The following is a 23,303-nucleotide window of genomic DNA, read 5'->3' on the forward strand; positions in this document are numbered from 1 at the left end:
GGATCAGGCGTCGGCGCCCACCCTGGCGTCCGAGGGGGTCCGGTCCTCGATCTCCCCGAGGTCGCGGTCGCGGGTCTCGCGGGCACAGGCGAGGGCGACGACGGTGAGCACCGCGGCGGCGATCACGTACAGGGCGATCGGGGTGGAACTGTCGTAGTCGGCGAGGAGCGCGGTCGCGATCAGCGGCGCGGGAGCCCCGGCGGCCACCGAGGAGAACTGGGCGCCGATGGAGGCACCGGAGTAGCGCATCCGGGTCGCGAACATCTCGGAGAAGAACGCGGCCTGCGGCGCGTACATCGCCCCGTGCAGCACGAGACCGACGGTCACGGCGAGCAGCAGACTGCCGAAGGTGCCCCGGTCGATGAGGGTGAAGAACGGGAACATCCACGCGCCGACGCCGACCGCGCCGATCAGATAGACGGGACGGCGGCCGATCCGGTCGGACAGCGCGCCCCAGAGCGGGATCACCGCGAAGTGGACGGCGGAGCCGATGAGGACGGCGTTGAGGGCGGTCTGCTTGGACAGGCCGACCTGGGTGGTCGCGTACACGAGGATGAACGCGGTGATCACGTAGTACGAGATGTTCTCGGCCATACGGGCACCCATGGCGATCAGCACGTCGCGCCAGTGGTGCTTGAGGACGGCGACCAGCGGCATCTTCTCGGCCGTGCCCTGTTCGGACGTGCGCTGTTCGGCCGCGGCGAGGGCCGCCTTGAAGACGGGCGACTCGTCGACGGAGAGCCGGATCCAGAGACCGACGATCACGAGCACGCCGGAGAGCAGGAAGGGAACGCGCCAGCCCCAGGAGGCGAAGGCGGCGTCCGAGAGCAGCGCGGTCAGCGCGGAGAGCACACCGGTCGCGAGCAGCTGCCCGGCGGGCGCGCCGGTCTGCGGCCACGAGGCCCAGAAGCCACGCCGCTTGGCGTCCCCGTGCTCGGACACGAGCAGTACGGCCCCGCCCCACTCACCGCCGAGCGCGAAGCCCTGCACCAGCCGGAGCACGGTCAACAGCACGGGAGCGGCGGACCCGACGGTCGCGTGCGTCGGCAGCAGGCCGATGGCGAACGTCGCCCCACCCATCATCAGCAGACTGAGGACCAGCAGCTTCTTCCGCCCGAGCCGGTCCCCGTAGTGCCCGAACACCAGCGCCCCGAGCGGCCGCGCGGCGAAGCCGACCGCGTACGTCAGGAAGGACAGCAGGGTCCCGACGAGCGGATCGGAGTCGGGAAAGAACAACTTGTTGAACACGAGCGCGGCGGCGGACCCGTACAGGAAGAAGTCGTACCACTCGATGGTGGTGCCGATGAGACTGGCGGCGACGATCCGCTTGAGGGAACCGGGTGGGGTGGGGGAGGGAGTTGCGGCGGCCATGTGCACCACTTCCAGGCAGGTACGGGGACGTTTCGGTGTCGCCACACCGTAGGAAGGGCCAGGTCAGGGGCGTATGTGGTGGGACACCATAGTTCGGGTGCGCTGTGTGCGCCGGGCCTCCATGGCCTGCTGGTGCGTGCCGGCCGAAGGCCCGAGAGGGGCAGGGGGAGGGGCTGCCCGGTTGGTGCTGATCGGGCATGTTTTGGTGTTGCGGTGCTGACTCCCGTGCTGGTTTCGTGCTGACTGAAATCCCATGTCGGCGCCCCTGCCGACCTCTCCCGTGCTGACTTGGTGCTGACTACGCAGCGTTGAACTCCGACATCTGCGACAGACCGGTTTCGACGGATGCGCCAAGGTCGGTCGTAGGTTGAACCCGATGTGTGACGCTGCCGGCTCCGTGGTCGGATAGCCGTTCGCGGCGACTGGTTCGAGTCGTACGACGGCCGTCTGAGGCCTGGGATACGTGAGGCCTACCCCTCCGAGACGCCGCCGCCATGTGGGGTGTGGCGCCGACGCCTGACATGCGCGGCTCGCCCACCGGCCCGCTATATCTTCCGAAGTGCAGGACGGCGACAACCACTCCGCACTCGACCGTAAGGGCCCGCCACCGTGACCGGACGCATCCCCGAGCCAACCGCGAGCCCGAGTCAGCACGAGGCTTTCGGTGAGGCACGCTGGCCGATGGCCACGGCCGTCGTCACCGCGATGGTGCTGACCGTCCTGCTTCCCGACGACCTCCGTCTGGCTCCTCGCTGGGTTCTCCCGGCCGTCGAGGGACTGCTTCTGCTCGCGCTCATCGCCGGCGACCCGGGCCGGATCGACCGGCGCTCGACGGTACTGCGCACCATGTCGATCGCCTTGGTGGGTGTTCTCGCGCTCAGTGCCGTCTGGTCCACCGTCCAGCTGATCGACGACATCCTCCACGGCGGCAAGGAGACCGCCTCCGCCACGAGCCTGCTGCAGTCGGGCGGCACCGTGTGGGCCGGTACCGTTCTGGCCTTCTCCTTGTTGTACTTCGAACTCGACAGCGGCGGAGCTGCCGCCCGAGCCCACCACATTCCCCGCACGCCCGCGCTCGCCTTCCCCCAGCAGCTCAACCCCGAACTGGCAAGCGCCGACTGGCGGCCCCGCTACATCGACTACCTCTACCTCGCGCTGACCAACGCCACCGCGTTCAGCCCCACCGACGTGATGCCCCTGGCACCGTGGGCCAAGATCGCCATGGGCATCCAGTCCCTCGACTCCCTGCTCATTCTCGGCCTGGTGGTCGCCCGCGCCGTCAACGTCCTCGCTTGAAGCAGTGCCAGGACGGGCCTTCACAGGGGCTCCGTCCAGCCGTTCGTGTGGTGTGAGCGCCCAGCTGTATCCGGGTCCGGACCCCGGCCACGTCCATGAGATGGCGCAGGCGGCGGTGCAGCGTACGCGGTGACAGACCGAGCTGGGTCGGGGCCGTCAGGTCCGTGAGGCCTGCCAGGAGCAGCGTGAGGATTCTGCGGTCGAGCCGGGTCGGGCCTTGGGGGCGGACCTCGACGGTCGCTTCGGATTCGTCTACGGGGCCTGCCACGGGCCGCCTGCTGCACCTGGAGAAAGCGGTGACGGATGGCGTCGACACCCGTGACGACCTCGATCAGATCGGCGATGCTGCTGCCGGTCATCGTGGCCCGGGTGGTCCTCGGCGAAGGTCACCAGCGCCCGCTCGGCCGTGCGCGGTGACGGGTGGTCCGTCGCCGGCGGGGGTGTCGAGGGTGGTGTACCAGGCGGCGCCGGTGGTGGTGAGGTCCGCGGCGGCGGCCAGGACGGTCAGGATGGTCCTCTTGTGCTTCACGCTCAGCCCCACATCTTCTTGTAGTTGGCTTTGTGTGTGGACGCGCCCTGGTCGTTGGCGTACGCCTCCCGCCGCGCAGGTGTCCAGACGCTCGCACCAGCTGGCAGGGAGCGCCATTCCAAACGTGCGGTACTCCCGGACGCCTGCAGTCGCAGCGTCCGCTCCCTCGGTTGTGGGACAGTCCTCGCGTTCGGTCCCATGAGGGCTGTCAGTACCGTTCGGAGCCACCATGGGGCTCCTTGCCGCCCAGCCCGGTTGGCGGTCAACACCTTCGGAAACGAGTCTCAGCCACGGCGGCTGGTTGCGAAAGCGATGAAGGCCCACAGACACATGGCGGCGAAGACCGAGGCCGCTGCTGCCCCGGTCCAGCGGAACATGTCCTCACCGATGTGCGCGAGCCGGGAGGCAATCGCTTCGCCCGGCGTGTTGTGGTCCGCGTCGTTGTTCCTCCCCCTGCACTGATCGTTGGAGGAGAGAACCCAGGCGATGCCGCGGAGGATCGTGAGGGATGAGGAGAAGGATCACCGCGGTGATGACCGGCGGCAAGAGAGGGCGGGCTGACACAGGCACAGCGTCGCGACCGCCTCGAACGAGTCGTTCGGAGGCCGGACCAAGACGTTCACCGACCCCCGTCTCTGCGCGGCCATCGTCGACCGCATCACCTTCAACGGAACCATCATCGAGACCGGCACCGACTCCTACCGCCTCGCCGGCACCCGAGCCGAACAACCCGCAGCAGGCTGACCCTCTGATACCGCTGGACTGCTGGTCAGGTCACCTGTCAGGCTCCGCCTCGTGGAGATTCTCGATGTCCTGACCAGCATGGCGAGGACCGGTCGGCTGGGCCCGGTGTTCAGCGGAGCCGACTGGAACGATGTGACCGCAGCACTCGGCGAGCCGTGGGACATCGGAGCAATGAGCCGGAACAGAAAGTGGCCGCGGCTCCTCGCCTACGGCGACCTTGAGCTGAGTGTCTGCCGCTGCCGCAAGGTTTCCCTCATCTGCGTCCAGACCTGGCGTGATGTCGTCGAACTCCCTCCGTCGGTTGTCGGGGGGACGGGCACCTTCTCGACAGGGCTCAAGTACGTGGACGTCGTTTCCGCCTTGGACAGGGCCGGCTGTTCCTGGGAGCCGCATGCTCCGCTGACCTTCGGCAACCAGTGCTCGCTCACGGCGATCGCGTCAGGAGCGAACTTCACCTTCGAGATCCCCGAGGGCGAGGAACCCGTGCTGAACGTCATGGGCCTGCCCGGCGACGGACATGACTGCTCCGCACGGACCGCCGGCCGAGATCGCTGACTCAAAGCGCCGTCAAAACTCGGGTTCTGGCACAACTTCCGTGATTCCGCCGGGCAGCACCCCATTGCGTGACGTGCCGATGACACGTGGGAGTGTCGTCTGCATGCCGTGCATCTTCTGCCAGCTCATCCGCGAAGACCGCGCGCACTGGGTGGCCCGTGAGCCCCAGGTGTGCGCGTTCGCCCCGCTCAACCCGCTCGCTGCGGGGCACACCCTGGTGGTACCGACGTCCCATTTCACCGACCTCTTTGACACACCCGCCGAGATACTGGCCGAGACGACGGCGATGGTCCAGCGTCTTGCCAAGGCAATGCGGTCCGGGCTGAACGCGACCGGCGTGAACGTCCTGAGCGCAAGTGGTCCAGGCTCGGAGCAGTCGGTACCTCACCTGCACTTCCACGTCGTTCCGCGGTGGCCGGAGGATGGCATCTCTACCTGGCCGGCCGGCCCGTCACAGCATCGGTTCGTCGGAGATCCAGCCGCGCGAATCGCCGACGCACTGGCCGCAGAGGCACATCACACAACGTGAGTCAGAGCCCGAGACCCGACAGCACCGCGCCTCGTCGTGGGCTGGGCGTGCCCGGCCAGAACGCTGTCCAATGGGACCCGATCGATATCGCCTGGCGGGGCGGTGACCGAGTCGGGCAGGGTTCCGGGTGATGAGCGATGAGTACGAGATGACATACGCCCACCCCGATTCCGTCGAGGGCCTGCTGCAACGGGGGCGTGGCCTGGGCGCGGTACGCGCGCTCCAGGACCCGCAGGGTGCCGCTGGGCTCGTGTACGACGGGATCCGCCGTGACTGGCGATGGGACGGGACCGACGATCGGACTTTGTACCTGGCGCGGCTGGTCCGGGACCTGGAGCTGTCCCGGGCGCCGGTTGTGGACCTGCTGGCGGGGGACGAGGAGTCCTGCTTGCGGGCCTGTGAGGTACTGGAGCTGCTGGCTCTTGCCGGATCGGACGAAGCCCGGGAGGGGCTTCGTGATCATGTCCGGACAGGCGAGCACTGGGTCCGTGTACTGGAGGCGGTATCAGCCGGCTGGCCGGCTGAGTGGTGGGAAGACCTCGGCGACATCGCCCGCGCTCGGATCAGCGGAGAAGCGGAGCTTCCGTGGCCCTCCGAACCGTGGACAAGGTTCGGGATCGAAGTACAGAGCCGCCCGTCCTCAACGCGACCGTCACTGACCGGGCTCAGGACCGCAGACCTCCTCCCCCTGCTCGCCGACCCCCGTACGGGAAACGCCACGAAGGTCGATGCACTGCGTGCGCTGAACAGCAGAGAGGCCTCTGCAGAACTGATCCCTCTGATCCCCTCGCTTGGCACCCCGGACGGCCACCGACCTCTGCCCCTGCTCAGGCGGACCGTTGAGCGCCTCGGCACCGCCGCCGTACCCGCAGCCCACGGCTGGGCGCAGGACGAACGCCCCTGGCTGGCCCAGCTGGGAGCCGACATCCTGGCCGAACACTCCGGGGCCGAGGCAATGCCAGGACTCGTAGAAGAACTCGCAGAGCAATGGACGGCACGGACCTGGTGCGGCCCCGACCAGACGGCCCGGCGCCTGGCCCGGTTCGGGCCCGAAGCCGCCGACGCCGTGCCCTATCTGCGGCGCTTCTGGCTGCACACCCCGCACTCCTATGAGCGAACGGTCTACCTGGAGGCACTCGCCGCCATCAACAGGGACGGCCTGGACTACGTCTACACCGAGTCACTCTGGGACTGCGAGGAAACGGCGCGCCTGCTGGGAATCGCCTCTGCACCAGCGGGCCCGGAGACCCTGGGACGGATCGTCCTGCTGCGCGATGATCCGATGGAGACGCCCGAGGTACGCGCCGCGGCCCGAGCACGGCTGGTGGCCCCTTCTGATCTACGTCTGACCTGACCTGTTCGAACAGGCACCCCCGCCTCCAGGTGCCTCCCGCTCTCGGGGTCTGGCTCACTTTCCGTAGAACATGCACGCTGAGTATCGGGTGTCAGGCGATCGGAACCCGGCGAAGTTGCCCGGAAACTGACCTGTAGGGGATGTCGTGTGGCTGACAGTTCGGACCGTGGAAGAAGTGGTGCTCCGGCTGGATGAGTTGCTGTTCCCGTCGATCGCCGACGTGACGGTGTTCTCGGTCGACGTGAAAGACGAAGCGGTACGCATAGAAGCCCGAAGTACGGTGGCCGGGGGCCATCTGTCCCGGGGGCGGGAACTGGTCACGGCGGATTCGCAGCTCCTACCTGCGCTTCCCTGCTGATGTGCCCAGCGGAGGCAGACGAGTCGTCCTCGGCCTGCGGGTCCGCAGGTTCCTCTGCCCGGGCCGCTCGTGCGGGCGCCGGACCGAGCACCTGCGGTCGACGCTGGCCGCGGTCGGCCTCGCGCGCGCCGGTCGGGTGGCACCTTTGACGCAACCTGGGCGCCACTGGGCTCAGCCGGAGGGCCATCGGCCGCCAACTCCGAATGACCTCCCGCACCAACAACTCGTTGCCCGTCCGGCACGAGACCCTCCCGTGCCCGTCCGGCACGAGACCCTCCCGTGCCCGTCCGGCACGAGACCCTCCCGTGCCCGTCCGGTACAAGACCCTCCCGTGCCCGTCCGGTACAAGACCCTCCCGTGCCCGTCCGGTACAAGACGCTCCCGTCCCCGTCCGCTACCGGCTTCGTGTGGTCATCTGCAGGGAATCGGCAGGTGGTGGCCCTGATCGGATGACTTGTCGTGCCACCCGGGGCATTCATGGTGCAGGCTTGAGGTTCATGGCGGGGCGCTGGACGGGAGGTACACCGGTGGGCGGAGCCGACGTCGGCGGTCGTGCGGAGGGGTCGGACTCCGCCGTACTGGAGGCCCTGTTCACGCAGTCGCCGCTGGGCCTCTTCCTCTTCGACGAGCGGTTGCGCGTACGTCGCTACAACGCCGGTCCGCACGGCCTGAGAGGCATCGCGGAGGACCAGGTGCTGGGGCGTACGTTCGGCGAGGTCGGCACCGGCTTCGACACGTCCCGGCTCGCCGTCCTCGCGGGGGAGACCCTGAGTATCGGCAACGCCGTGCTCCACCACACCGTGAAGGGCAGGCCGGTCGGCAGCCCGGAGCGGGAGATGACGGTGTCGGTCTCGATGTTCCGGGTGGAAGGAGCCGTCGACGGGCGCCCCGGCGTCCTGATGGCCGTCGAGGACGTGACCGAGCGCGAGGCCGCACGGACCAGGCTGGACCTCCTCCACGACGCCCACCGCCGGATCGGCACGACCCTGGACGCGTCGGTCACCGCGCGTGAACTGGCCGAGGTGCTCGTACCCGCCCTCGCCGACGCCGTGACCGTGCACATCGTGGACGCGGCCCTGCGCGGCGAGCGTGGTCGCCCCGGGCCGGTGGACGCCGGGCAGCCGTTGCGCAGAACGGCCTTCCTGACCGGGCCCGGAGCACGCGCCGGGGAACGGGACGCGGTCCTGGAGACCTTTCCGTTCGCCACCCCGTTCACCCGGACCCTGGAGGACGCCACCCCCCGCCTGCTGGCCCGCCTCGACTCCTCGGGCACCTGGCCGCCCGACGTGTCCGAGCACGCCCGTGCCCTGGTCGCCGCCGGGGTCCACTCGGTGATGACCGTCCCCCTCGCCGTACCCGAGACCGTGCTCGGCGTCGTCACCCTGTACCGGTCCGAGCAGCCGCAGCCGTACACGCGACAGGACCTCGACCTCGCCGCGCAGGTCGCCTCACGGGCCGCCCTCGGCATCGACCATGCCTCCAGCTACGTGCGCGAACGGAACACCGCCACCGCCCTCCAGCGGCATCTGCTCCCGAGCCGCACACCCCGGCTGACCACCGTCGAGACGGCGCACCTCTACCTGCCCATGACGGCCGGCGGGGACTGGTTCGACGTGATCGAGCTGTCCGGGGCCAGGGTCGGCCTCGTCGTCGGGGACGTCATCGGACACGGCATCGAGACCGTGGCCACCATGGGACGGCTCCGCACCGCGCTGCGCACACTCGCCGATCTCGACCTGGAGCCGGACGAAGTCCTGACGCACCTCGACGAGATCGCCGCGCGGCTCGCCCGGGAGAGCGCCGACGGCGAGGGGCACGGCAACGACGGCACGGGCACCGGCACCGGAAGCGACGCGGGTACCGGTACGGCGGTCGCCACCTGCGCGTACGCGGTCTACGACCCCGTGACGCTGCGTTTCTCCCTCGCCTCCGCCGGGCACCCCGCGCCGCTCCTCGTCTCACCGGCGGGCGAGGTGACGACCGTGGGGATCGACGCGGGCCCACCGCTCGGCACGGGCCACGGCACGTACGAGACGGCCCTGTACGACCTCGACGACGGCGCGGTCCTCTGTCTCTACACCGACGGACTCCTCGCGGGCCGTGACGACGCCCCCGACACGCTCCGACGGGTGCTGGCGCACCAGGACCGGGCGCTGCCGGAGACGGTCGACGCGGTGGCCTACGCCCTGGCCGACGAGCAGGCCGAGGACGACGCCGTCCTGCTGCTCGCCCGCACCCACGGGCTCACCGAGGACCAGGTCGCCCACTGGGACCTCCCGGCCGACCCCTCGGTGGTCTCCACCGCCCGCGCCCTCACCGAACGACAGCTGGCCGCCTGGGGGCTGCGGGACCTCGCGTTCGAGACCGAGCTGATCGTCAGCGAGCTCGTCACCAACGCCATCCGCTACGGGAAGGGGCCGGTGCGGCTCCGGCTCATCCGCGACCGTTACCTGACCTGCGAGGTCACCGACGGCAGCAGCACCTCGCCGCACATGCGGCGCGCCCGCGACACCGACGAGGGCGGGCGCGGCCTGTACCTGGTGATGAGTCTGAGTGACCGCTGGGGCACGCGGTACGCGGCCAGGGGCAAGACGGTCTGGTCACAGCAGACGCTGCCCGGCGGGGCTGCGTGACGGGGCGTGTGCTGTGTGGTGCGGCGGTGGACCCGTACGACCTCAGAGGTGGCCGTCCAGGAGCGCCCGTACCTCGACGGTCGTCATGACCCCCGCGCCGTGCGCCACCGCCTCTCCCTCCTTCAGCAGGACGTAGGAAGGGGCCCCGGTGACCCCGTACCGTTCGGTCGCGGCCGGGCAGCGCGTGATGTCGGCACGGACGACCGTCAGGCTGTCCGCGTACGCGTCGGCGATGCCGCCCACGACGAGGTCCATCGCCCGGCAGTTCTCGATCGCCTTGGGCCATGTACCGGTGAAGTACGCCAGGACCGGCACTCCGCTCATCCTGAGGATGAAAGCGAACTCCGCGTCCTCACGGGGTTGGTGGACCCGCTTCGCCATGATGCTCCTGACCTCGTGTTCCGTCGCTCCGGTCCCATGATCCCTCGCGGGGAACGCCCCCGAAACCCGCACGGCGCGGGCCGGGGCCGGCCGGGTCTCCTCGTGCTCCAGCCGTAGATCGTGATCTTCAGGTCCGATGCGCGGTCGCCGGATCTCGTTGCCCTTCGAAGGCGCGTGCTGCGGTTCGCCTTCCCGCGTCCAGGCCCTACTTCGTGCACCCGGCTGACCACCGTGGCCCGGGACGACCTGAGAGGAGGGAGCGGACCCCGATGAACGGCTGCCAGGATCAGCGAGAACCACGCGTACCTGAGCACGGGCCGTCCGTGATCCCGGGCCTCCGACAGCGGACGAGCTGAGGGCCGCGCTGCGACCTGAAGGGCCGCCGGGCAACTCCGCGTGAGGGTCGGCGCGTCCGCACCCTCGAAGCAAGCGCATCCGCCGCTTTGTTAGCGTCGGCGGCTCACGGACTCGGGAGGTGGGGGCGCGGTGGAGCTTCGGGACATCGAGATCTTCTTGACGCTCGCCGAGGAGCTCCATTTCGGCCGGAGCGCGGAACGCCTGCATGTGTCGCCCGCGCGGGTCAGCCAGGCGATCAAGAAGCAGGAACGCGCCATCGGTGCCGAACTGTTCGAGCGCACCAGCCGGCAGGTGCGGCTCACGCCCGTGGGGGAGGTGCTCCTTCAGCGGATGAAGCCGGCCTACGAGGGCGTCCAGGACGCCATGGCCGCCGTGGTCGAGGCCGCCCGTCGTGCCGCCGGCACGCTGACGCTGGGTGTCCTGGGCGCGCAGATGCACGAGATCGCCCCGGTCCTCGCCCGGTTCCGCTCCCGGCACCCGTCCGCAGAGCTCCGTTTCCGCGAGATCTTCTTCAGCGATCCGTTCGGAGCGCTGCGCGCCGGAACGGTCGACGCGGCGATCACCTGGCTGCCCGTCCGCGAGCCGGACCTCACCGTCGGGGTCGTGCTGCGCGAGGAGCCGCTCCACCTGATGGTGTCCGCGCATCATCCGCTCGCGGGACGGGATTCCGTGAGCATCGAGGTGCTCGGCGACCACGTCGTACCGCGGCTGGGAGGCGGGGCCCCCGCCGACTGGCAGGCCGGGGTGCTTCCGGTACGTACGCCCTCGGGGCGGCCCGTGCGGCGCGGCGCGGAGGTCAGTACCTTCCACGAGGTCCTGGCCCTCGTCGCGACGGGCGACGTGGTGTGCACCGTGCCCGACGAGGGGCGGCGCTACAACCCGCTCCCCGGCATCGCGTACGTACCCCTCCACGACGCCCCGCCCGTCCGGTGGGCCCTGATCTGGTGTTCGGACCGCGAGACCCCTCTGATACGCGCCTTCGCCGAGGTGGCGAGGCCGAGCGGCGCGCCCGGATCGGCGGGCTGAGCGTCGACGTCCCCGGACTCCTGGGACCCACCCCGGAGTCCGGGCTCCCCTATCCGCTCGCCCCCGCACCCCGACTTCGTGAACCCGTGGGTTAACAATCAGTGCGGGAAAGGACGTTGATCCGGCTCGGCCCTGCGCGCATGCTGGGCCGGGGGCCGGCCGGCGGCACCTTCCGTCCCGCGGCCCGGACCGCGGGACCGCGTACGCCCACCACCCCCGTACCGCCGGAGAACGCACGGAAAGTACTTCGCGTGACACCTGATCCCACCACCGTCCACCCCCTGCCCGCCCACGAGCGGGTCGTCTTCCTCAGGCCCCTGGTCGCCGGGACGAACATCGTGGTGGGCGACTTCACCTACTACGACGATCCCGACGGCGCGACCGACTTCGCCCGGCGCAACGTGCTGTACGCCTACGGCCCGGAGCGGCTCGTCATCGGCAAGTACTGCGCCATCGCCACGGGGACCCGGTTCCTGATGGCGGGCGCGGACCACCCCTCGATGGGGGTGTCCACCTTCCCCTTCACGATGTTCGGCGGGGAGTGGACCGAGCGGACCCTCGACGTCGTCACCGGCATGCCCAGCCGCGGGGACACCGTGGTCGGCAACGACGTGTGGTTCGGCTACGGAGCCACCGTCATGCCCGGGGTGCGCATCGGCGACGGCGCGGTCATCGCGGCCGGAGCCGTGGTCACCGCCGACGTACCGCCCTACACCGTCGTGGGCGGGAACCCGGCCAGAACGATCCGGCAGCGCTTCGACGACGTCGACGTCGAACGGCTGCTGCGAGCCGCCTGGTGGGACTGGCCCGTCGAACTCGTGACCGCGCACGCCCGGACCATCATGGCCGGCTCCCCGCAGGACATCGAGCGCATCGCCGCCGCCGAAGGAACGGAGCGGGGACGATGACGCCCACGACGGTGCGGGAGTACGTGGTGTCCGGCCGCGACAGCGGCCCGTACGCGATCACCACCGGACCCGACGGCGCGCTCTGGTTCACCCTGGTGCACAGCGGCGGCATCGGCCGACTGGTCCCGGGAGAAGAACCGGTCGTGCACCGGCTCGCCCCGGACAGCGGCCCGACGGTGATCACCCAAGGGCCCGACGGGGCGCTGTGGTTCACCGAGTACAAGGCGCACCGGATCGGGCGGATCACGACGGCCGGCCGGGTGACGGAGTTCGCGCTGCCGACCGCGGAGTGCGGGCCCTTCGGCATCGCCACGGGGCCGGACGGCGCGCTGTGGTTCACCGAGACGGCCGCCGACCGCGTCGGCCGCATCACCACCGACGGAACGGTCACCGAGTACCCGCTGCCGGGTACCGGCGCGTTCCCCTCCGCGATCGCCGCGGCCGGGGACGCCATGTGGTTCACGATGAACCAGGCCAACGCCGTCGGACGCATCGGCATGGACGGCCGCATCACCGTCCATGAGCTGCCCACCGGGGCTGCCGCGCCGGTGGGGATCGCCGTCGGCCCGGACGGAAGCGTCTGGTTCACCGAGATCGCGGCCGGTCAGATCGGCCGGATGGCACCGGACGGCCGGATCACCGAGTACCCGCTGCCCGACCGTTCCGCCCGCCCGCACGCCGTCACCACCGATGCCGCCGGCACGGCGTGGTTCACCGAGTGGGGCGGGAACCGCGTCGGCTCCCTGACCCCCGAAGGAACCTTCACCCGCCACGACCTGCCCACGCCGGCGTCCGAACCGCACGGGATCACCGTCGGCCCGGACGGCGCCCTGTGGACGGCCCTGGAGACGGGCGCGCTGGCCCGCGTCGCACCCACCGCACCCACCGCACCCACCGCACCCACCGCACCCACCGCACCGAGCACCGAGCAGAGGAACACCCCATGAAATACGCCCTCGTGATCTTCGAGACGGATGCCTCGCGCGCCCGGATCCGGGACGACCGGGCCGCCTACCGCAAGGCGTACGAGACCTGGATCGGCGAACTCGCCGCAGCGGGGAAGCTGGTGGGCGGCGACGCCCTGGAGACCGAACGGCAGGGAGCCGTCACCGTACGCAGGACGGCCGACGGGTCCGTGTCGGTGACCGAGGGGCCGGTGCACGCCGGTGAGGAGACCCTCGGAGGCTGGTTCGTCCTGGACGTGGCCGACCACGCCGAGGCCGTCGAACTGGCCCGCGGCTTCCCCACCCCGGAGGCGCTCGAACTCCGGCCGATCCTCGAATCGGCCTGAGCGACGGAGCCCTCCCCGGACCGGGGGCTCCGTCGTGGCGGAGCGCCCCGGACCGGCCGCGCGGTCGTGGCGGAGCCGGGCGCGCCGTCGAGGCGGTGCGCCCGGCCACCCGACACCCCGTACCTTCCCAGGAGTTGGCTAGAACCCGACAGCGGTCTGCTACCGCCCTCTGAACGGTCCCGAGGAGATCGACCTCTTCCGTGGGCTCTCCTACGTCCTCGACCGCGAGCTGGCCGAGGACGACGCCCGGCGGTGACGTCCCGCTGCAGTTCGACTTCTTCGACGTCGACGACACGCTGCCCGGGGCGGAGCGCCACGAGATAGGCCTGCGGCTGTTCGAGACGGCGAAGGCGGCCGTGCTCCCAGGAGGAACGAGGCCGCCGGAGTACGGCCTCGACCGGATCCGGGCCTCGACGGACCTCGGCAACGTCCCCATGACGAAGTCCTTCGCCCGCGCCGGATACGTCACCTTCGAACGAGCCCTCAACATGGTTTGGGACCGACCACCGGGCGGATCGTCCTCCTCGACGCGGCCGACGACCGGGTCGACCGCCCGGGCCCCGAAGAGCGCCCGGAGCGGTCGGTCGGGTCAGCCGGTGTGGAGGACGCGGAAGCGCTCGGGTGCCGACGGGTCACGGTCGACGACCTGGACGGGCGGCCAGGCCCATTGGCGGATGTCGATGCCCGGCGGGCGGGAGAAGCGGATCTCGCCTCGGGTGCCTTCGACGGCGACCTGCGGCCAGGCCTCGGCGACGGCGGTCCGGTCCACGCCGTGGGAGCGCAGGACGTCCGCGAGGACCGTGATCGTGTCGTAGCCCTCGAAGGCCACGAAGGAGGGGGCCTGGGCCAGCCGTTCGGTCAGTGCCGCCTCCACGCGCGCGCCGAGGGGGCCCAGGCGCTCGGGCAGGTAGCGGAGGAACGGGATCGCGGCGCCGTCGCCGCCCAGCAGCGTCGCCCACTCGGCGAGCTCCGGCTGCCCGGCCGGAGCGCCGATCAGGATGTCCGCGAGGCGGGGGTCGTGGCGGACGGCCCGGACGATCGGCACCGCCGGATCCGGGTGGCCGACGAGGAGGAGCAGGGCGGTCGCGCCGCTGTCGACGAGCGCGTCGCACAGCGTCGTCGGTGTGAGCGTGCGCATGTCGAGTGCGGCGACGGTGCCGCCGTGCGGTGCGAGACGCTCCCGCAGGACGTGGGTCCCGGACGCCCAGTAGACGCTCGGGTCGGCCGCCACGGCTATGCGGGAGTGGCCCGCACCGCGCAGGAAGTCCGCGTAGATCCGCCAGCCGTGAGACTGTGCCGGCGCGATGCGCGCGACCCGTTCCGTCGGCTGTTCGGTGAGTGCGTCGAGCACCGCCGACGAGCAGAGGTACGGCAGGCCGAGGGCATCGGCCCTCGTGGCGGCGGTACGGGCGACGACGCTGTGGTACTCACCTGCAAGGGCGGCCACCCCGAGGCCGGCCAGCTCGTCGACGGCCGCCACGGCCTTCTCCGGATCGGCCGCCGTGTCCCGGACGACCAGCTCCAGCGGCCTCCCGCCGATCCCGCCGGAGCCGTTGACGTCCGCGACGGCCAGTTCGAGCCCCGCGAGCAGATGCCGGCCCGCCGCGACCCAGCCGGGCCGGGTCAGCGGAGCCAGAGCCCCGATCAGGACGGCGGATTCGTCCGTCCGCTCCGTCCGGGGCGGAGACGAAAGCGGAGACGAAAGCGGAGAGGAAAGCGGAGAGGAAAGCGGCGACGAGGGCGGCGATGGGGGCGTGTTCATGAGTCGGCGTCTCCCGCGCGAGGATGGGTGGCCGTACGTCCGCAGGGCCGGACGTACGTCGGGTGGCGCCGAGGCTAGCCGAGCGCACGCCGCCGGCGGCAGAGAGTGTCCCGCCGTTCGGTAGGGGCGGGAGCGGCGGCCGTCACCGACCTCCCGGACACGGGCGACGCGCCGGCCGTACCGCTCCGCGCCGGCGCGTCCTTGTTCCGCGATGCGCCTACTGCTCGCTGATGTTGACCATCCACGTGATGCCGAACTTGTCCGTGCACATGCCGAACACGTCGCCCCACATCTGCTTCTCCAGCGGCACCGACACGGCGCCGCCGGCGGACAGCTTCTCCCAGTAGCCGCGCAGTTCGGCGGCGTCGTCGCCGCTGAGGCTGACCGCGAAGTTGTTGCCGGGGGTGTTCGTCATCCCCGGCGGGTTGTCGGCGCCCATGAGCGTGAACCCGGCCGAGGTCTCCAGCAGGCCGTGCATGACCTTGTCCGCGTAGCCGGGCGGTGTCTCGGCGCCGAACGAGCCGTAGGTGTTGAGGGTCAGGTCGCCGCCGAGGACGTCCTTGTAGAACTCCAGGGCTTGCTTCGCGTCACCGGTGAAGCTGATGTACGGGTTGAGGCGGGAGGCCACAGAATGCTCCTTTCATGAGGAATCGTCGGAGTCGGCAGCGTACGTCCGGCCGCTCCGGCCCGGGGCGAACCCGGTTGGTCCGGGAGGTGTGGTCACCCGGCTGGGCGGGCCGACCCCCGTTCCGGCTCGCGCCCTTGCTGCCGGAGGGGTCGTTGTTTCTAATCCTCTAAGCAGATTAGTATTCGCGGAGCCTTCGCTCAGCCGTTCGCCCGCCCGGGGCGGCGCCGAGGGCACCGCCGTGCGCGCCGTCCCCGCGCGCACCCGGGGTACCGTACGGACCCGGCGAGGCGGACGAGGAAGAAGGAGCTCCACCGTGGCTTCCCACCGCCGTCCGAAGCAGTCCGGTCCGCGCTGCGCGGGCGTCCTCACCATGGCCACGGCGGCGGCCGTGGCGTTCGGCACGCAGGCCGCTTCGGCCGACCCGCTGCCCGACCCCAACAAGAAGGGCGTCGAGGCACAGGTGGACCGCCTGTACGAGCAGGCGACCCAGGCCACCGAGAAGTACAACGGCGCCAAGGAGAAGGCGGACCAGCTCAGGAAGCAGATCGCGGGCGTGCAGGACGAGGCCGCCCGCAAGCAGGGTGAACTCAACGAACTCCGCCAGCGCATCGGCGGCCTGGCGGCCAGTCAGTACCGCTCGGGCGGAATCGACCCCTCCCTCCAGCTGTTCCTCTCCGAGGCCCCCGACACCTATCTGGAGAAGGCGTCCGCCCTCGACCGGGCCGGCGAGCGGCAGACGGCCGTCCTGCAGCAGTTCCTCTCCCGGCAGCGCGCACTCCAGCAGCAGCGCCAGGAGGCGTCGGGCAAGCTGCGCGACCTCGACGCCGTACAGAAGGAGCTGGGGGACCGGAAGAAGGAGATCCAGGGGAAGCTGAGCGAGGCCCGCCGCCTGCTCAACACCCTGTCCGCGAAGGAACGGGCGCGGATCGACGCGGCGGAGGACCGGGCCAACCGGGCCGGTGAGCGCGTGGACCTCGGGAACGAGGCGAGCGCCTCGCAGCGCGCCGCCGCGGCCTTCACCGCCGCCAAGGGCAGGGTCGGACTCCCGTACGTCTGGGGAGCGAGCGGCCCGAGTTCCTTCGACTGCTCCGGGCTCACGTCCTGGGCCTTCCGCCAGGCCGACGTCTCCATCCCCCGTACCTCACAGGCCCAGGCGAACGTCGGCACGCGCGTCAACTCCCTCGGCGACCTCCGGCCCGGTGACCTGATCATCATGCGGACCGACCTGAGCCACGTCGGCTTCTACGCCGGCAACGGACAGATCCTCCACGCGCCCAAGCCCGGTGCGAACGTGCGTTACGAGTCGATCGCGCGCAGCGGCATGCCCTTCATGTGGGGCGTCCGCATCGGCTGACCGCCGGCCTCGTCCCCCCGACTCCCTCCCGGGACTCCGACGACCTTCCCTGGGCCGGTCGGTCCGGCGCGGGCACAGCGGCCGGTGCCTCCGTGAGCTGGACGTTTACCATGAGGGCCGGACGAGGACGAGCCCAGTGGAGAGGAAGCAGCCCATGCGTCGGCTGGGGGAGCTCGAAGCGGAGATCATGGACCGCTTCTGGAGATGGAACCGCCCGGCCACCGTGCGCGAGGTCGTCGACGACCTCAACCGGAACCGGGACGCGGCCTACACCACCGTCACCACGGTCACCAGCATCCTCTTCCACAAGGGCCACCTCACGCGCACCAGGGACGGCCGCGTCTGGTTGTACGAGGCCGTCGCGACCCGCGAGGCCTACTCGGCCGCTCTCATGGAGGACGGCCTCGGAGCCAGCGAGGACCGGCCCGCGGCCCTCGTCCACTTCGTCGAGAACCTCGACGAGGACGAGATCGCCGCGCTCCGCAAGGCCCTTCGGGACGTCGGACGTCGGACGAAGGAATGAACGCCGCCCCCGCCCTCCTGGGCTGCGCAGCGCTCGTGGGCGTCGCCGCCCCGCGGCTGATGGCGCGCAGCGCCGTCCCCTACAGGGCACCCGCGCTCGGCGCCGCCCTGTGGCTCGCGCTCATGATGTCGTTCACCCTCACCACCGCCCTCGCCGCCTCCCAACTCGCCACTCCGACGGAGCACCTGCACGCGGGGATCGTGCGGCTGCTGCACTCCTGCGGCCTGGGAGCGGACGCGGGGACGGGGACGCAAGGGCCGGACCCCAGTCCCACCACCGTCGAGCGGCTCGCCCTCGCGATGCCCCTCGCCGTCCTGGCCGCCTGGGCCGGCGCGTTCCTCTTCCACCTCGCCCGCGCCGGACGCTTCCGCGCCCGCCACCGGGACCGCCTCGACAAGGTGGGGGTACGCTCCGCCCGCCTGCGCGCGACGGTGTTCGCGCACCGCCTCCCCGTCGCGTACTCCCTGCCGGGGCTCCGCTCCCGGGTCGTCGTCAGCGACGCGGCGGTACGGCTCCTCACGACCGAGCAGCTCGGCGCCGTCCTGGAGCACGAGCGCGCGCACGTCTCCGGCCGCCACCATCTGCTGATCGCCGCCGTGGAGGCGTTCTCCACCGTCTTCCCGTGGCTGCCGCTCGCCCGGCACGCGCGCGCGGAGCTGCCGGTCCTCCTCGAGATGATCGCCGACGACCGCGCGCTGCGGAGCCACTCGCGGCAGGCGCTCGCGACCGCGCTGTACGAGATGGCGGCGGGCCGCACGCCCACGGGCGCGTTCGCCGCGGGCGGCTCGACGGCGCTCCTCCGGATGAAGCGACTGCTCGGTCCGCGCCGTACCCCGCACCCCGCGCTGCGGGGCTCGATGGCCGCGGCCACCCTCGCCGTTCCGCTGCTCCCGGTGCTGGCCGCCTGCCCGCCGGGCGTCTGACGACCCCGGCGGCGGAGCCGTCACTCGGCGCGGGTGCGGGGGCCCGCGTACACGCCGACGAGGACCTGCTCGGCTGACCTGCGCGGGGACGGGTCGGGGCCATAGGCAGACCCAGGTCCCGTGAGATCGCGGCCCGGCGCCCCCGGTCCCGCCCACCCCCGACCCGTTCAGGCCGTCGTCGTCCCCGCCGGCAGCCGGGCGATGATCCCGCCGAGGTCCGTACGGGACGGAAGCGTGCCGAAGGCCAGGCCCCGGTCACCCGCCAGACGGGAGGCGCAGAAGGCGTCGGCCACCGCGTGCGGCGCGTGCCGGACGAGGAGCGAGCCCTGGAGGACGAGCGCCAGACGCTCCACCAGCCGGCGGGCGCGCAGCTGGGCGTCCTCGGTGAGGACGAGTTCGCCCCGCAGTTCGCGCCAGGCGGCGTCCAAGCGGGCGTCGGCGCCGGCGGCGGCCTCGACCTCCGCACGGAAGGCCTCCAGGGACTCCGGTTCGCGGGCCAGCGCCCGCAGGACGTCCAGGGCGTTGACGTTTCCGGAGCCCTCCCAGATCCCGTTCAGCGGGGCCTCGCGGTAGAGGCGGGGCATGCCGGAGGCCTCGTCGTACCCGTTGCCGCCCAGGCATTCGAGCGCCTCGGCCACGGCGGCGGGCTGGCGCTTGCACACCCAGTACTTGCCCACGGCGGTGGCCAGGCGCAGGAACGCGCGCTCCCCGGCGTCGCCCCGCTGCGCGCGGTCCGCCGCGCCGGCGATCCGCAGGGCCAGGGTGGTCGCGGCCTCCGACTCGACGCCCAGGTCGGCGATGACATTGCGCATCAGCGGCTGGTCGATGAGCTTCGCTCCGAGCACCGAACGGTGCCGGATGTGGTGGGCGGCCTGCGCGAGCGCGGCGCGGGTGCCGGAGGCCGAGCCGAGGACGCAGTCGAGTCGGGTCATGGTGACCATGTCGATGATGGTCCGTACGCCCTGCCCCTCGGCGCCGACCAGCCAGGCGACGGTGTCGTCGAACTCCGGCTCGCTGCTGGCGTTGCTGCGGTTGCCGAGCTTGTCCTTCAGCCGCTGGATCCGGAAGGTGTTGCGGCTGCCGTCGGGGAGCACCCGGGGGACCAGGAAGCAGGACAGGCCGCCCGGGGCCTGGGCCAGGACGAGGAAGAGGTCGTTCATCGGGGCGCTGGTGAACCACTTGTGGCCGCGCAGCCGCCAGCTGCCGTCCGCCGCCTCCACCGCCGTGGTCGTGTTGGTACGGACGTCCGTGCCGCCCTGCTTCTCCGTCATGCCCATGCCCGCGAGCAGGCCCCGCTTGCCGGCCGGGGCGCGCAGCCCCGGGTCGTACACCCGGCTGGTGAGCAGGGGTTCGTACTCCTTGGCGAGCGCGGGGGCGGAGCGGAGGGCCGGGACGACGGCGTACGTCATGGACACCGGGCAGCCGTGGCCCGCCTCCGTGGTGCTCCACACCATGAACCCGGCGGCGCGGGCCACATGGGCGCCGGGCCGGTCGTCGGCCCAGGGTGCGCCGCCGAGGCCCTCGCCGATCGCGACGTCCATCAGGGAGTGGTACGACGGGTGGAAGTCGACCTCGTCGACGCGGTTGCCGTAGCGGTCGTGGGTCCGCAGTTCGGGTTCGTGGCGGTTGGCCGCCTCCGCCCACCGTTGGACCTCCTCGCTGCCGGCCCGGAGACCGATCCGGTGCAGGTCGCCGAGGTACCACTCGGCGCCCTCACGGCGTACGCCCTCCAGCAGGACGGGGTCGTCGGCGACATCGTGGCCGACGAGGGGCGGGACCTGGTTGGTGACGTCGTGGGTGCGCGCGGTGGGGTTGCTGCGCAGCGGCGGCACTCCGGCGGTCGCGGTCATGGCGGGGCTCCTCCTGGTCGGCGGGACGGGCGGGCGAGACGGACGCTGGTGGGCGGTGCGGGCGGGCGAGACGGACGCTGGTGGGTGGTTCGGTGCTGTGCGGGGGAGTGCGGGGGAATGCGGTTCAGACACCTGGGGTGGTGGGGTGCTGCGCGCCGGTGCAGCGCAAGGTCATCGCGGTGAGTTCGGCGAGCAGGTCGGCGACGGCGCCGTCGGAGCCGCCCGCGGGGGTGCCCAGCGGGTCCACGAGCACCTCCCCGACCGCGCCGGTCAGCGCGGCGGCGGTGACGCGGGCGTCCTGCGGGGGCAGCAGCCCGGCGGCCGTGCCCTCGCGGACGACCTCGGCGAACAGTTCGTGGTAGCGGCGCCGGAACTCCAGGCGCTCGGCCCCCAGGGCGGGTTCGGCGGGCGCCGCGAGCAGGGCGTAGGCCAGGCCGGGGCGTTCCAGGGCGCGCCGCGCGAAGACCCGTACGCCGTCGGTCAGCCGCTCGACCGGATCGCCGTCCCCGTGGAGGACCTCGCTCAGCACCTCGGCCTCGCGGCCGGACGCGCGGCGGAAGACCTCCACGGCGAGGGCGGCCTTGGAGGGGAAGTGCTGGTAGACGGAGCCGGCCGCGATGCCCGCGGCGGCGGCGACGGCGGTCACCGAGGCGTTCGCCCAGCCGACCTCGGCCACCACCTGGGTCGCCTGGTCCACCAGGCGCTCACGGGCGGCCTCCAGCCGTTCGAGTTCCGCGGGGGTCTTCCGATAGGCCATACGAAGAAGTGAACCACCATTCATCTCTTGGTTCCAGCCCCCGGAGCCGAGCCGTTCGATCCCGAAGGGATGAATGTGCCGCGATGGCGCTCCCTCGGACGGAGCGGGGCGCCACGCTTCTGACGTGCGCAGACAAGGCAGCAAGGTGGTTCCCGCCCAGCGGAACGCCACACCGGGACCCCTCACGGACCGGGCCGTGGTCCCGCCCGTGCCCCCAGGGCTCCCCACCCACCCGAGCGGGCCCGTCGAGGCCCGTCTCCGCTACTGGTTCGACACCACCCTGAGCCGCGGGACCCCCGCCCTCGTCGGCTGGCTCGCCCTCGCCTGCCTCGCCCTCGTCGTGCCCGTGAGCGCCCTGCTCGTGTGGACCGACCACCGCGCCCCCGCCACCCTCAGCGCGAGGATCGCCGCCGTGTGGCGGAGCACGGGACAGACCCTGCGGCTCGGCGGCGAGGTCGGCCCGCCGCTGCGCGTCGCGCTGTCGGTCCTCCTCGCCCTCATCGCGCTCTTCTACGTCTCCACCCTGGTCAGCCTCATCACCACCGGCATCACCGACAAACTGCTCGCCCTCGACCGGGGGCACGCCAGAGTCGTGGAGAGCGGCCACACCGTCGTGCTCGGCTGGTCGGAACAGATCCCCACCGTCGTCGCCGAACTCGTCACCGCCCACGCCCAGCGGCGCCGCGGGGTCGTCACCGTCCTCGCCGACCGGGGCAAGGCCGACATGGAGGAGGAGTTCCGGGGCACCGTCGGCCCGGTCGGCCGCGCTCGGCTCCTCTGCCGCACCGGCCGGCCCACCGATCCCGTCGCGCTCGCCCGGGTGAGCCCGGCGACGGCGGAGTGCGTGCTCGTCCTGCCCAGGGACAGCCCCGGCGACGACGCCGAGGTCGTCAAGACGCTGCTCTCCCTCACGGCGGCCGTGGGCGAGGAACACCCGGTGCGGGTCGTCGCGGCCGTACGGGGCGACCGCTACCTCGGCGCCGCCCGGCTGGCCGGCGGCCCCCGGGCCACCGTCCTGGACACGGACGACCTCTCCGCGCGGCTCCTCGTCCAGTGCGCGCGACAGCCCGGACTCTCCCTGGTCCACCAGGAGTTGCTGGACTTCGCGGGGCACGAGTTCTACACGGTGCGCGAGCCCGGTCTGTGCGGCCTGACCTTCCACGAGGCCGCCGCCTTCTCCCCGGTGTCGGCCGTCGTCGGCATCGCCCACGAGGACGGCACCGTGTCGCTCAACCCGCCCGGCCGGACTCCCGTCCTGTCGGGCGACGGCCTGATCGTGATCGCCGAGCACGAGGACGCCACCCACTGGTCCGCCGCACCGCACCCGTGCGACCCGACGGCGATCCGTACGGGACGGCCCGTACCGCCCGGCCCGGCCGCGGCCCCCGAACGCTTCCTCCTGCTGGGCTGGAACCGGCGGGCCCACCGGATCGCGGTCGCGCTGTCCCGGCGTACGCCCCCGGGATCCGTGCTCGACGTCGTGGCCGAGCCGCGCACCGCCACCGTCTCCGGCATCCGGGCCCTCACGGACGCCGTCGGACACCGTCTGTTCGTACGCCACCACCCCGGTGACCCGACCCTGCGCGAGACGACGGACGCGCTGGACCCCACCGCGCACGACGCCGTGATCGTCCTCGCCGCCGACGCCCGGCCCGGCCAGGAGGATCCGGACGACCGGACCCTCGTCACCCTCCTCCACCTGCGGGCCCGTGACCGCGAGCGGGTGCGGGCGGACGGCCGGTGCGTTCCCGTCGTCACCGAGATGGCCGACGACCGCAACCGGCTGATCGCCCCCCACGCCCCCGGCGCCGACTTCGTGGTCAGCGGCAGGCTGATCGGGCTCCTGATGACACAGATCTCCCAGAACCCTTGGCTGGCCGCGGTGTTCCAGGAGCTCTTCGCCGAGGGAGGGAGCAGCCTCCGGATCGACCCGGCGGGCCGCTACATCGAGACGGACCGCGAGGTCTCCTTCGCGACCGTCGTCGAATCCGCCGCCCGCCAGGGCGCGTGCGCCATCGGCTACCGCGCCCGCGGCCCTGCGCACGGCCTGTGCGTCAACCCGCCGAAGTCACAGCTCCGGCACTGGCGCCAGGACGACGAGATCGTGGTCCTGGCGCCGGAGGAATGACCCCGCCCGCCGTCCGGAGCCGGACGGCACACAACCGGCCGGCTCG

The 23,303-nt window shown here is 71.8% G+C and carries 20 protein-coding genes and 2 pseudogenes; 16 read left to right on the forward strand and 6 right to left on the reverse strand.

Annotation, left to right across the window (positions count from 1 at the left end; translation table 11 throughout):
* Nucleotides 1-3: 3 nt before the first annotated feature.
* On the reverse strand, nucleotides 4-1,371 hold the full coding sequence (locus ASD33_RS22715) for an MFS transporter (protein WP_056563516.1): 1,368 nt from the start codon (nucleotides 1,369-1,371) through the stop codon (nucleotides 4-6).
* A gap of 681 nt (nucleotides 1,372-2,052) precedes the next feature.
* Between ASD33_RS22715 and ASD33_RS22720 the strand changes: the two genes are divergently transcribed.
* The 7 genes and pseudogenes from ASD33_RS22720 (at nucleotide 2,053) to ASD33_RS22745 (ending at nucleotide 9,369) form a co-directional block, all read left to right on the forward strand.
* Nucleotides 2,053-2,667, forward strand: coding sequence for a hypothetical protein (locus ASD33_RS22720; protein ID WP_056563519.1), 615 nt, complete (start codon nucleotides 2,053-2,055; stop codon nucleotides 2,665-2,667).
* Between the two features lie 1,093 nt (nucleotides 2,668-3,760).
* Nucleotides 3,761-3,940: pseudogene (locus ASD33_RS34445) on the forward strand (ATP-binding protein); the annotation flags it as partial.
* A 51-nt stretch (nucleotides 3,941-3,991) separates the two neighbouring features.
* The gene (locus ASD33_RS22725) at nucleotides 3,992-4,495 is read left to right on the forward strand and encodes a hypothetical protein (protein WP_056563527.1); all 504 of its coding nucleotides are present in this window, start codon (nucleotides 3,992-3,994) and stop codon (nucleotides 4,493-4,495) included.
* 103 nt (nucleotides 4,496-4,598) lie between these two features.
* A complete protein-coding gene (locus ASD33_RS22730) occupies nucleotides 4,599-5,024 on the forward strand; it encodes an HIT domain-containing protein (RefSeq protein ID WP_242427225.1) in 426 nt (141 codons plus the stop codon).
* A gap of 130 nt (nucleotides 5,025-5,154) precedes the next feature.
* Nucleotides 5,155-6,378 (forward strand): hypothetical protein, encoded by a 1,224-nt coding sequence (locus ASD33_RS22735; RefSeq protein WP_056563533.1) that lies wholly within the window; start codon nucleotides 5,155-5,157, stop codon nucleotides 6,376-6,378.
* Between the two features lie 166 nt (nucleotides 6,379-6,544).
* A complete protein-coding gene (locus tag ASD33_RS22740) occupies nucleotides 6,545-6,736 on the forward strand; it encodes a hypothetical protein (RefSeq protein ID WP_157870071.1) in 192 nt (63 codons plus the stop codon).
* A gap of 527 nt (nucleotides 6,737-7,263) precedes the next feature.
* Complete coding sequence (locus ASD33_RS22745; RefSeq protein ID WP_063992019.1) at nucleotides 7,264-9,369, forward strand: SpoIIE family protein phosphatase; 2,106 nt, start codon at nucleotides 7,264-7,266, stop codon at nucleotides 9,367-9,369.
* A 42-nt stretch (nucleotides 9,370-9,411) separates the two neighbouring features.
* Here the strand turns inward: ASD33_RS22745 and ASD33_RS22750 are convergent, their stop codons facing one another.
* Entirely contained in the window at nucleotides 9,412-9,750 is a 339-nt protein-coding gene (locus ASD33_RS22750; RefSeq protein ID WP_056563542.1) for a thioredoxin family protein, read from the reverse strand.
* A 174-nt stretch (nucleotides 9,751-9,924) separates the two neighbouring features.
* Between ASD33_RS22750 and ASD33_RS36485 the strand changes: the two are divergent.
* The 5 genes and pseudogenes from ASD33_RS36485 to ASD33_RS22770 all read left to right on the forward strand — a co-directional run.
* Nucleotides 9,925-10,023: pseudogene (locus tag ASD33_RS36485) on the forward strand (type II toxin-antitoxin system PemK/MazF family toxin); the annotation flags it as partial.
* 213 nt (nucleotides 10,024-10,236) lie between these two features.
* Nucleotides 10,237-11,133 (forward strand): LysR family transcriptional regulator, encoded by an 897-nt coding sequence (locus ASD33_RS22755; protein ID WP_056563545.1) that lies wholly within the window; start codon nucleotides 10,237-10,239, stop codon nucleotides 11,131-11,133.
* 251 nt (nucleotides 11,134-11,384) lie between these two features.
* Nucleotides 11,385-12,041 (forward strand): CatB-related O-acetyltransferase, encoded by a 657-nt coding sequence (locus ASD33_RS22760; protein ID WP_056563548.1) that lies wholly within the window; start codon nucleotides 11,385-11,387, stop codon nucleotides 12,039-12,041.
* Complete coding sequence (locus ASD33_RS22765) at nucleotides 12,038-12,988, forward strand: hypothetical protein (protein ID WP_056563550.1); 951 nt, start codon at nucleotides 12,038-12,040, stop codon at nucleotides 12,986-12,988. Before ASD33_RS22760 ends, ASD33_RS22765 begins: the two co-directional genes overlap by 4 nt.
* Nucleotides 12,985-13,332, forward strand: coding sequence for a YciI family protein (locus tag ASD33_RS22770; RefSeq protein ID WP_056563552.1), 348 nt, complete (start codon nucleotides 12,985-12,987; stop codon nucleotides 13,330-13,332). Before ASD33_RS22765 ends, ASD33_RS22770 begins: the two co-directional genes overlap by 4 nt.
* Nucleotides 13,333-13,921: 589 nt before the next feature.
* Here the strand turns inward: ASD33_RS22770 and ASD33_RS22775 are convergent.
* Together ASD33_RS22775 and ASD33_RS22780 are read right to left on the reverse strand one after the other, a co-directional pair.
* Complete coding sequence (locus ASD33_RS22775) at nucleotides 13,922-15,094, reverse strand: ABC transporter substrate-binding protein (RefSeq protein WP_056563555.1); 1,173 nt, start codon at nucleotides 15,092-15,094, stop codon at nucleotides 13,922-13,924.
* A gap of 217 nt (nucleotides 15,095-15,311) precedes the next feature.
* The gene (locus ASD33_RS22780; RefSeq protein WP_056563558.1) at nucleotides 15,312-15,722 is read right to left on the reverse strand and encodes a VOC family protein; all 411 of its coding nucleotides are present in this window, start codon (nucleotides 15,720-15,722) and stop codon (nucleotides 15,312-15,314) included.
* A 313-nt stretch (nucleotides 15,723-16,035) separates the two neighbouring features.
* Between ASD33_RS22780 and ASD33_RS22785 the strand changes: the two genes are divergently transcribed.
* From ASD33_RS22785 to ASD33_RS22795, 3 genes are all read left to right on the forward strand, one after another.
* Nucleotides 16,036-17,076, forward strand: a complete 1,041-nt coding sequence (locus ASD33_RS22785; RefSeq protein ID WP_056563560.1) for a C40 family peptidase — start codon at nucleotides 16,036-16,038, stop codon at nucleotides 17,074-17,076.
* 154 nt (nucleotides 17,077-17,230) lie between these two features.
* Nucleotides 17,231-17,599 carry a BlaI/MecI/CopY family transcriptional regulator gene (locus ASD33_RS22790; protein WP_056563562.1) on the forward strand — a complete coding sequence of 123 codons (369 nt, stop codon included), beginning with the start codon at nucleotides 17,231-17,233 and terminating at the stop codon, nucleotides 17,597-17,599.
* On the forward strand, nucleotides 17,596-18,522 hold the full coding sequence (locus tag ASD33_RS22795; RefSeq protein WP_056563565.1) for a M56 family metallopeptidase: 927 nt from the start codon (nucleotides 17,596-17,598) through the stop codon (nucleotides 18,520-18,522). Before ASD33_RS22790 ends, ASD33_RS22795 begins: the two co-directional genes overlap by 4 nt.
* A 167-nt stretch (nucleotides 18,523-18,689) precedes the next feature.
* On the opposite strand, the gene ASD33_RS22800 is transcribed toward ASD33_RS22795, so the two are convergent.
* Entirely contained in the window at nucleotides 18,690-20,372 is a 1,683-nt protein-coding gene (locus ASD33_RS22800) for an acyl-CoA dehydrogenase family protein (protein WP_056563568.1), read from the reverse strand.
* Between the two features lie 124 nt (nucleotides 20,373-20,496).
* Nucleotides 20,497-21,129, reverse strand: a complete 633-nt coding sequence (locus tag ASD33_RS22805; RefSeq protein ID WP_056563571.1) for a TetR family transcriptional regulator — start codon at nucleotides 21,127-21,129, stop codon at nucleotides 20,497-20,499.
* Between the two features lie 124 nt (nucleotides 21,130-21,253).
* On the opposite strand from ASD33_RS22805, the gene ASD33_RS22810 reads away from it, so the two are divergent.
* On the forward strand, nucleotides 21,254-23,257 hold the full coding sequence (locus tag ASD33_RS22810) for an NAD-binding lipoprotein (protein WP_242427227.1): 2,004 nt from the start codon (nucleotides 21,254-21,256) through the stop codon (nucleotides 23,255-23,257).
* Nucleotides 23,258-23,303: the final 46 nt, after the last annotated feature.

Origin of the sequence: Streptomyces sp. Root1304 (genome assembly GCF_001426405.1) — a bacterium.
In the GTDB taxonomy this organism is placed as follows: domain Bacteria; phylum Actinomycetota; class Actinomycetes; order Streptomycetales; family Streptomycetaceae; genus Streptomyces.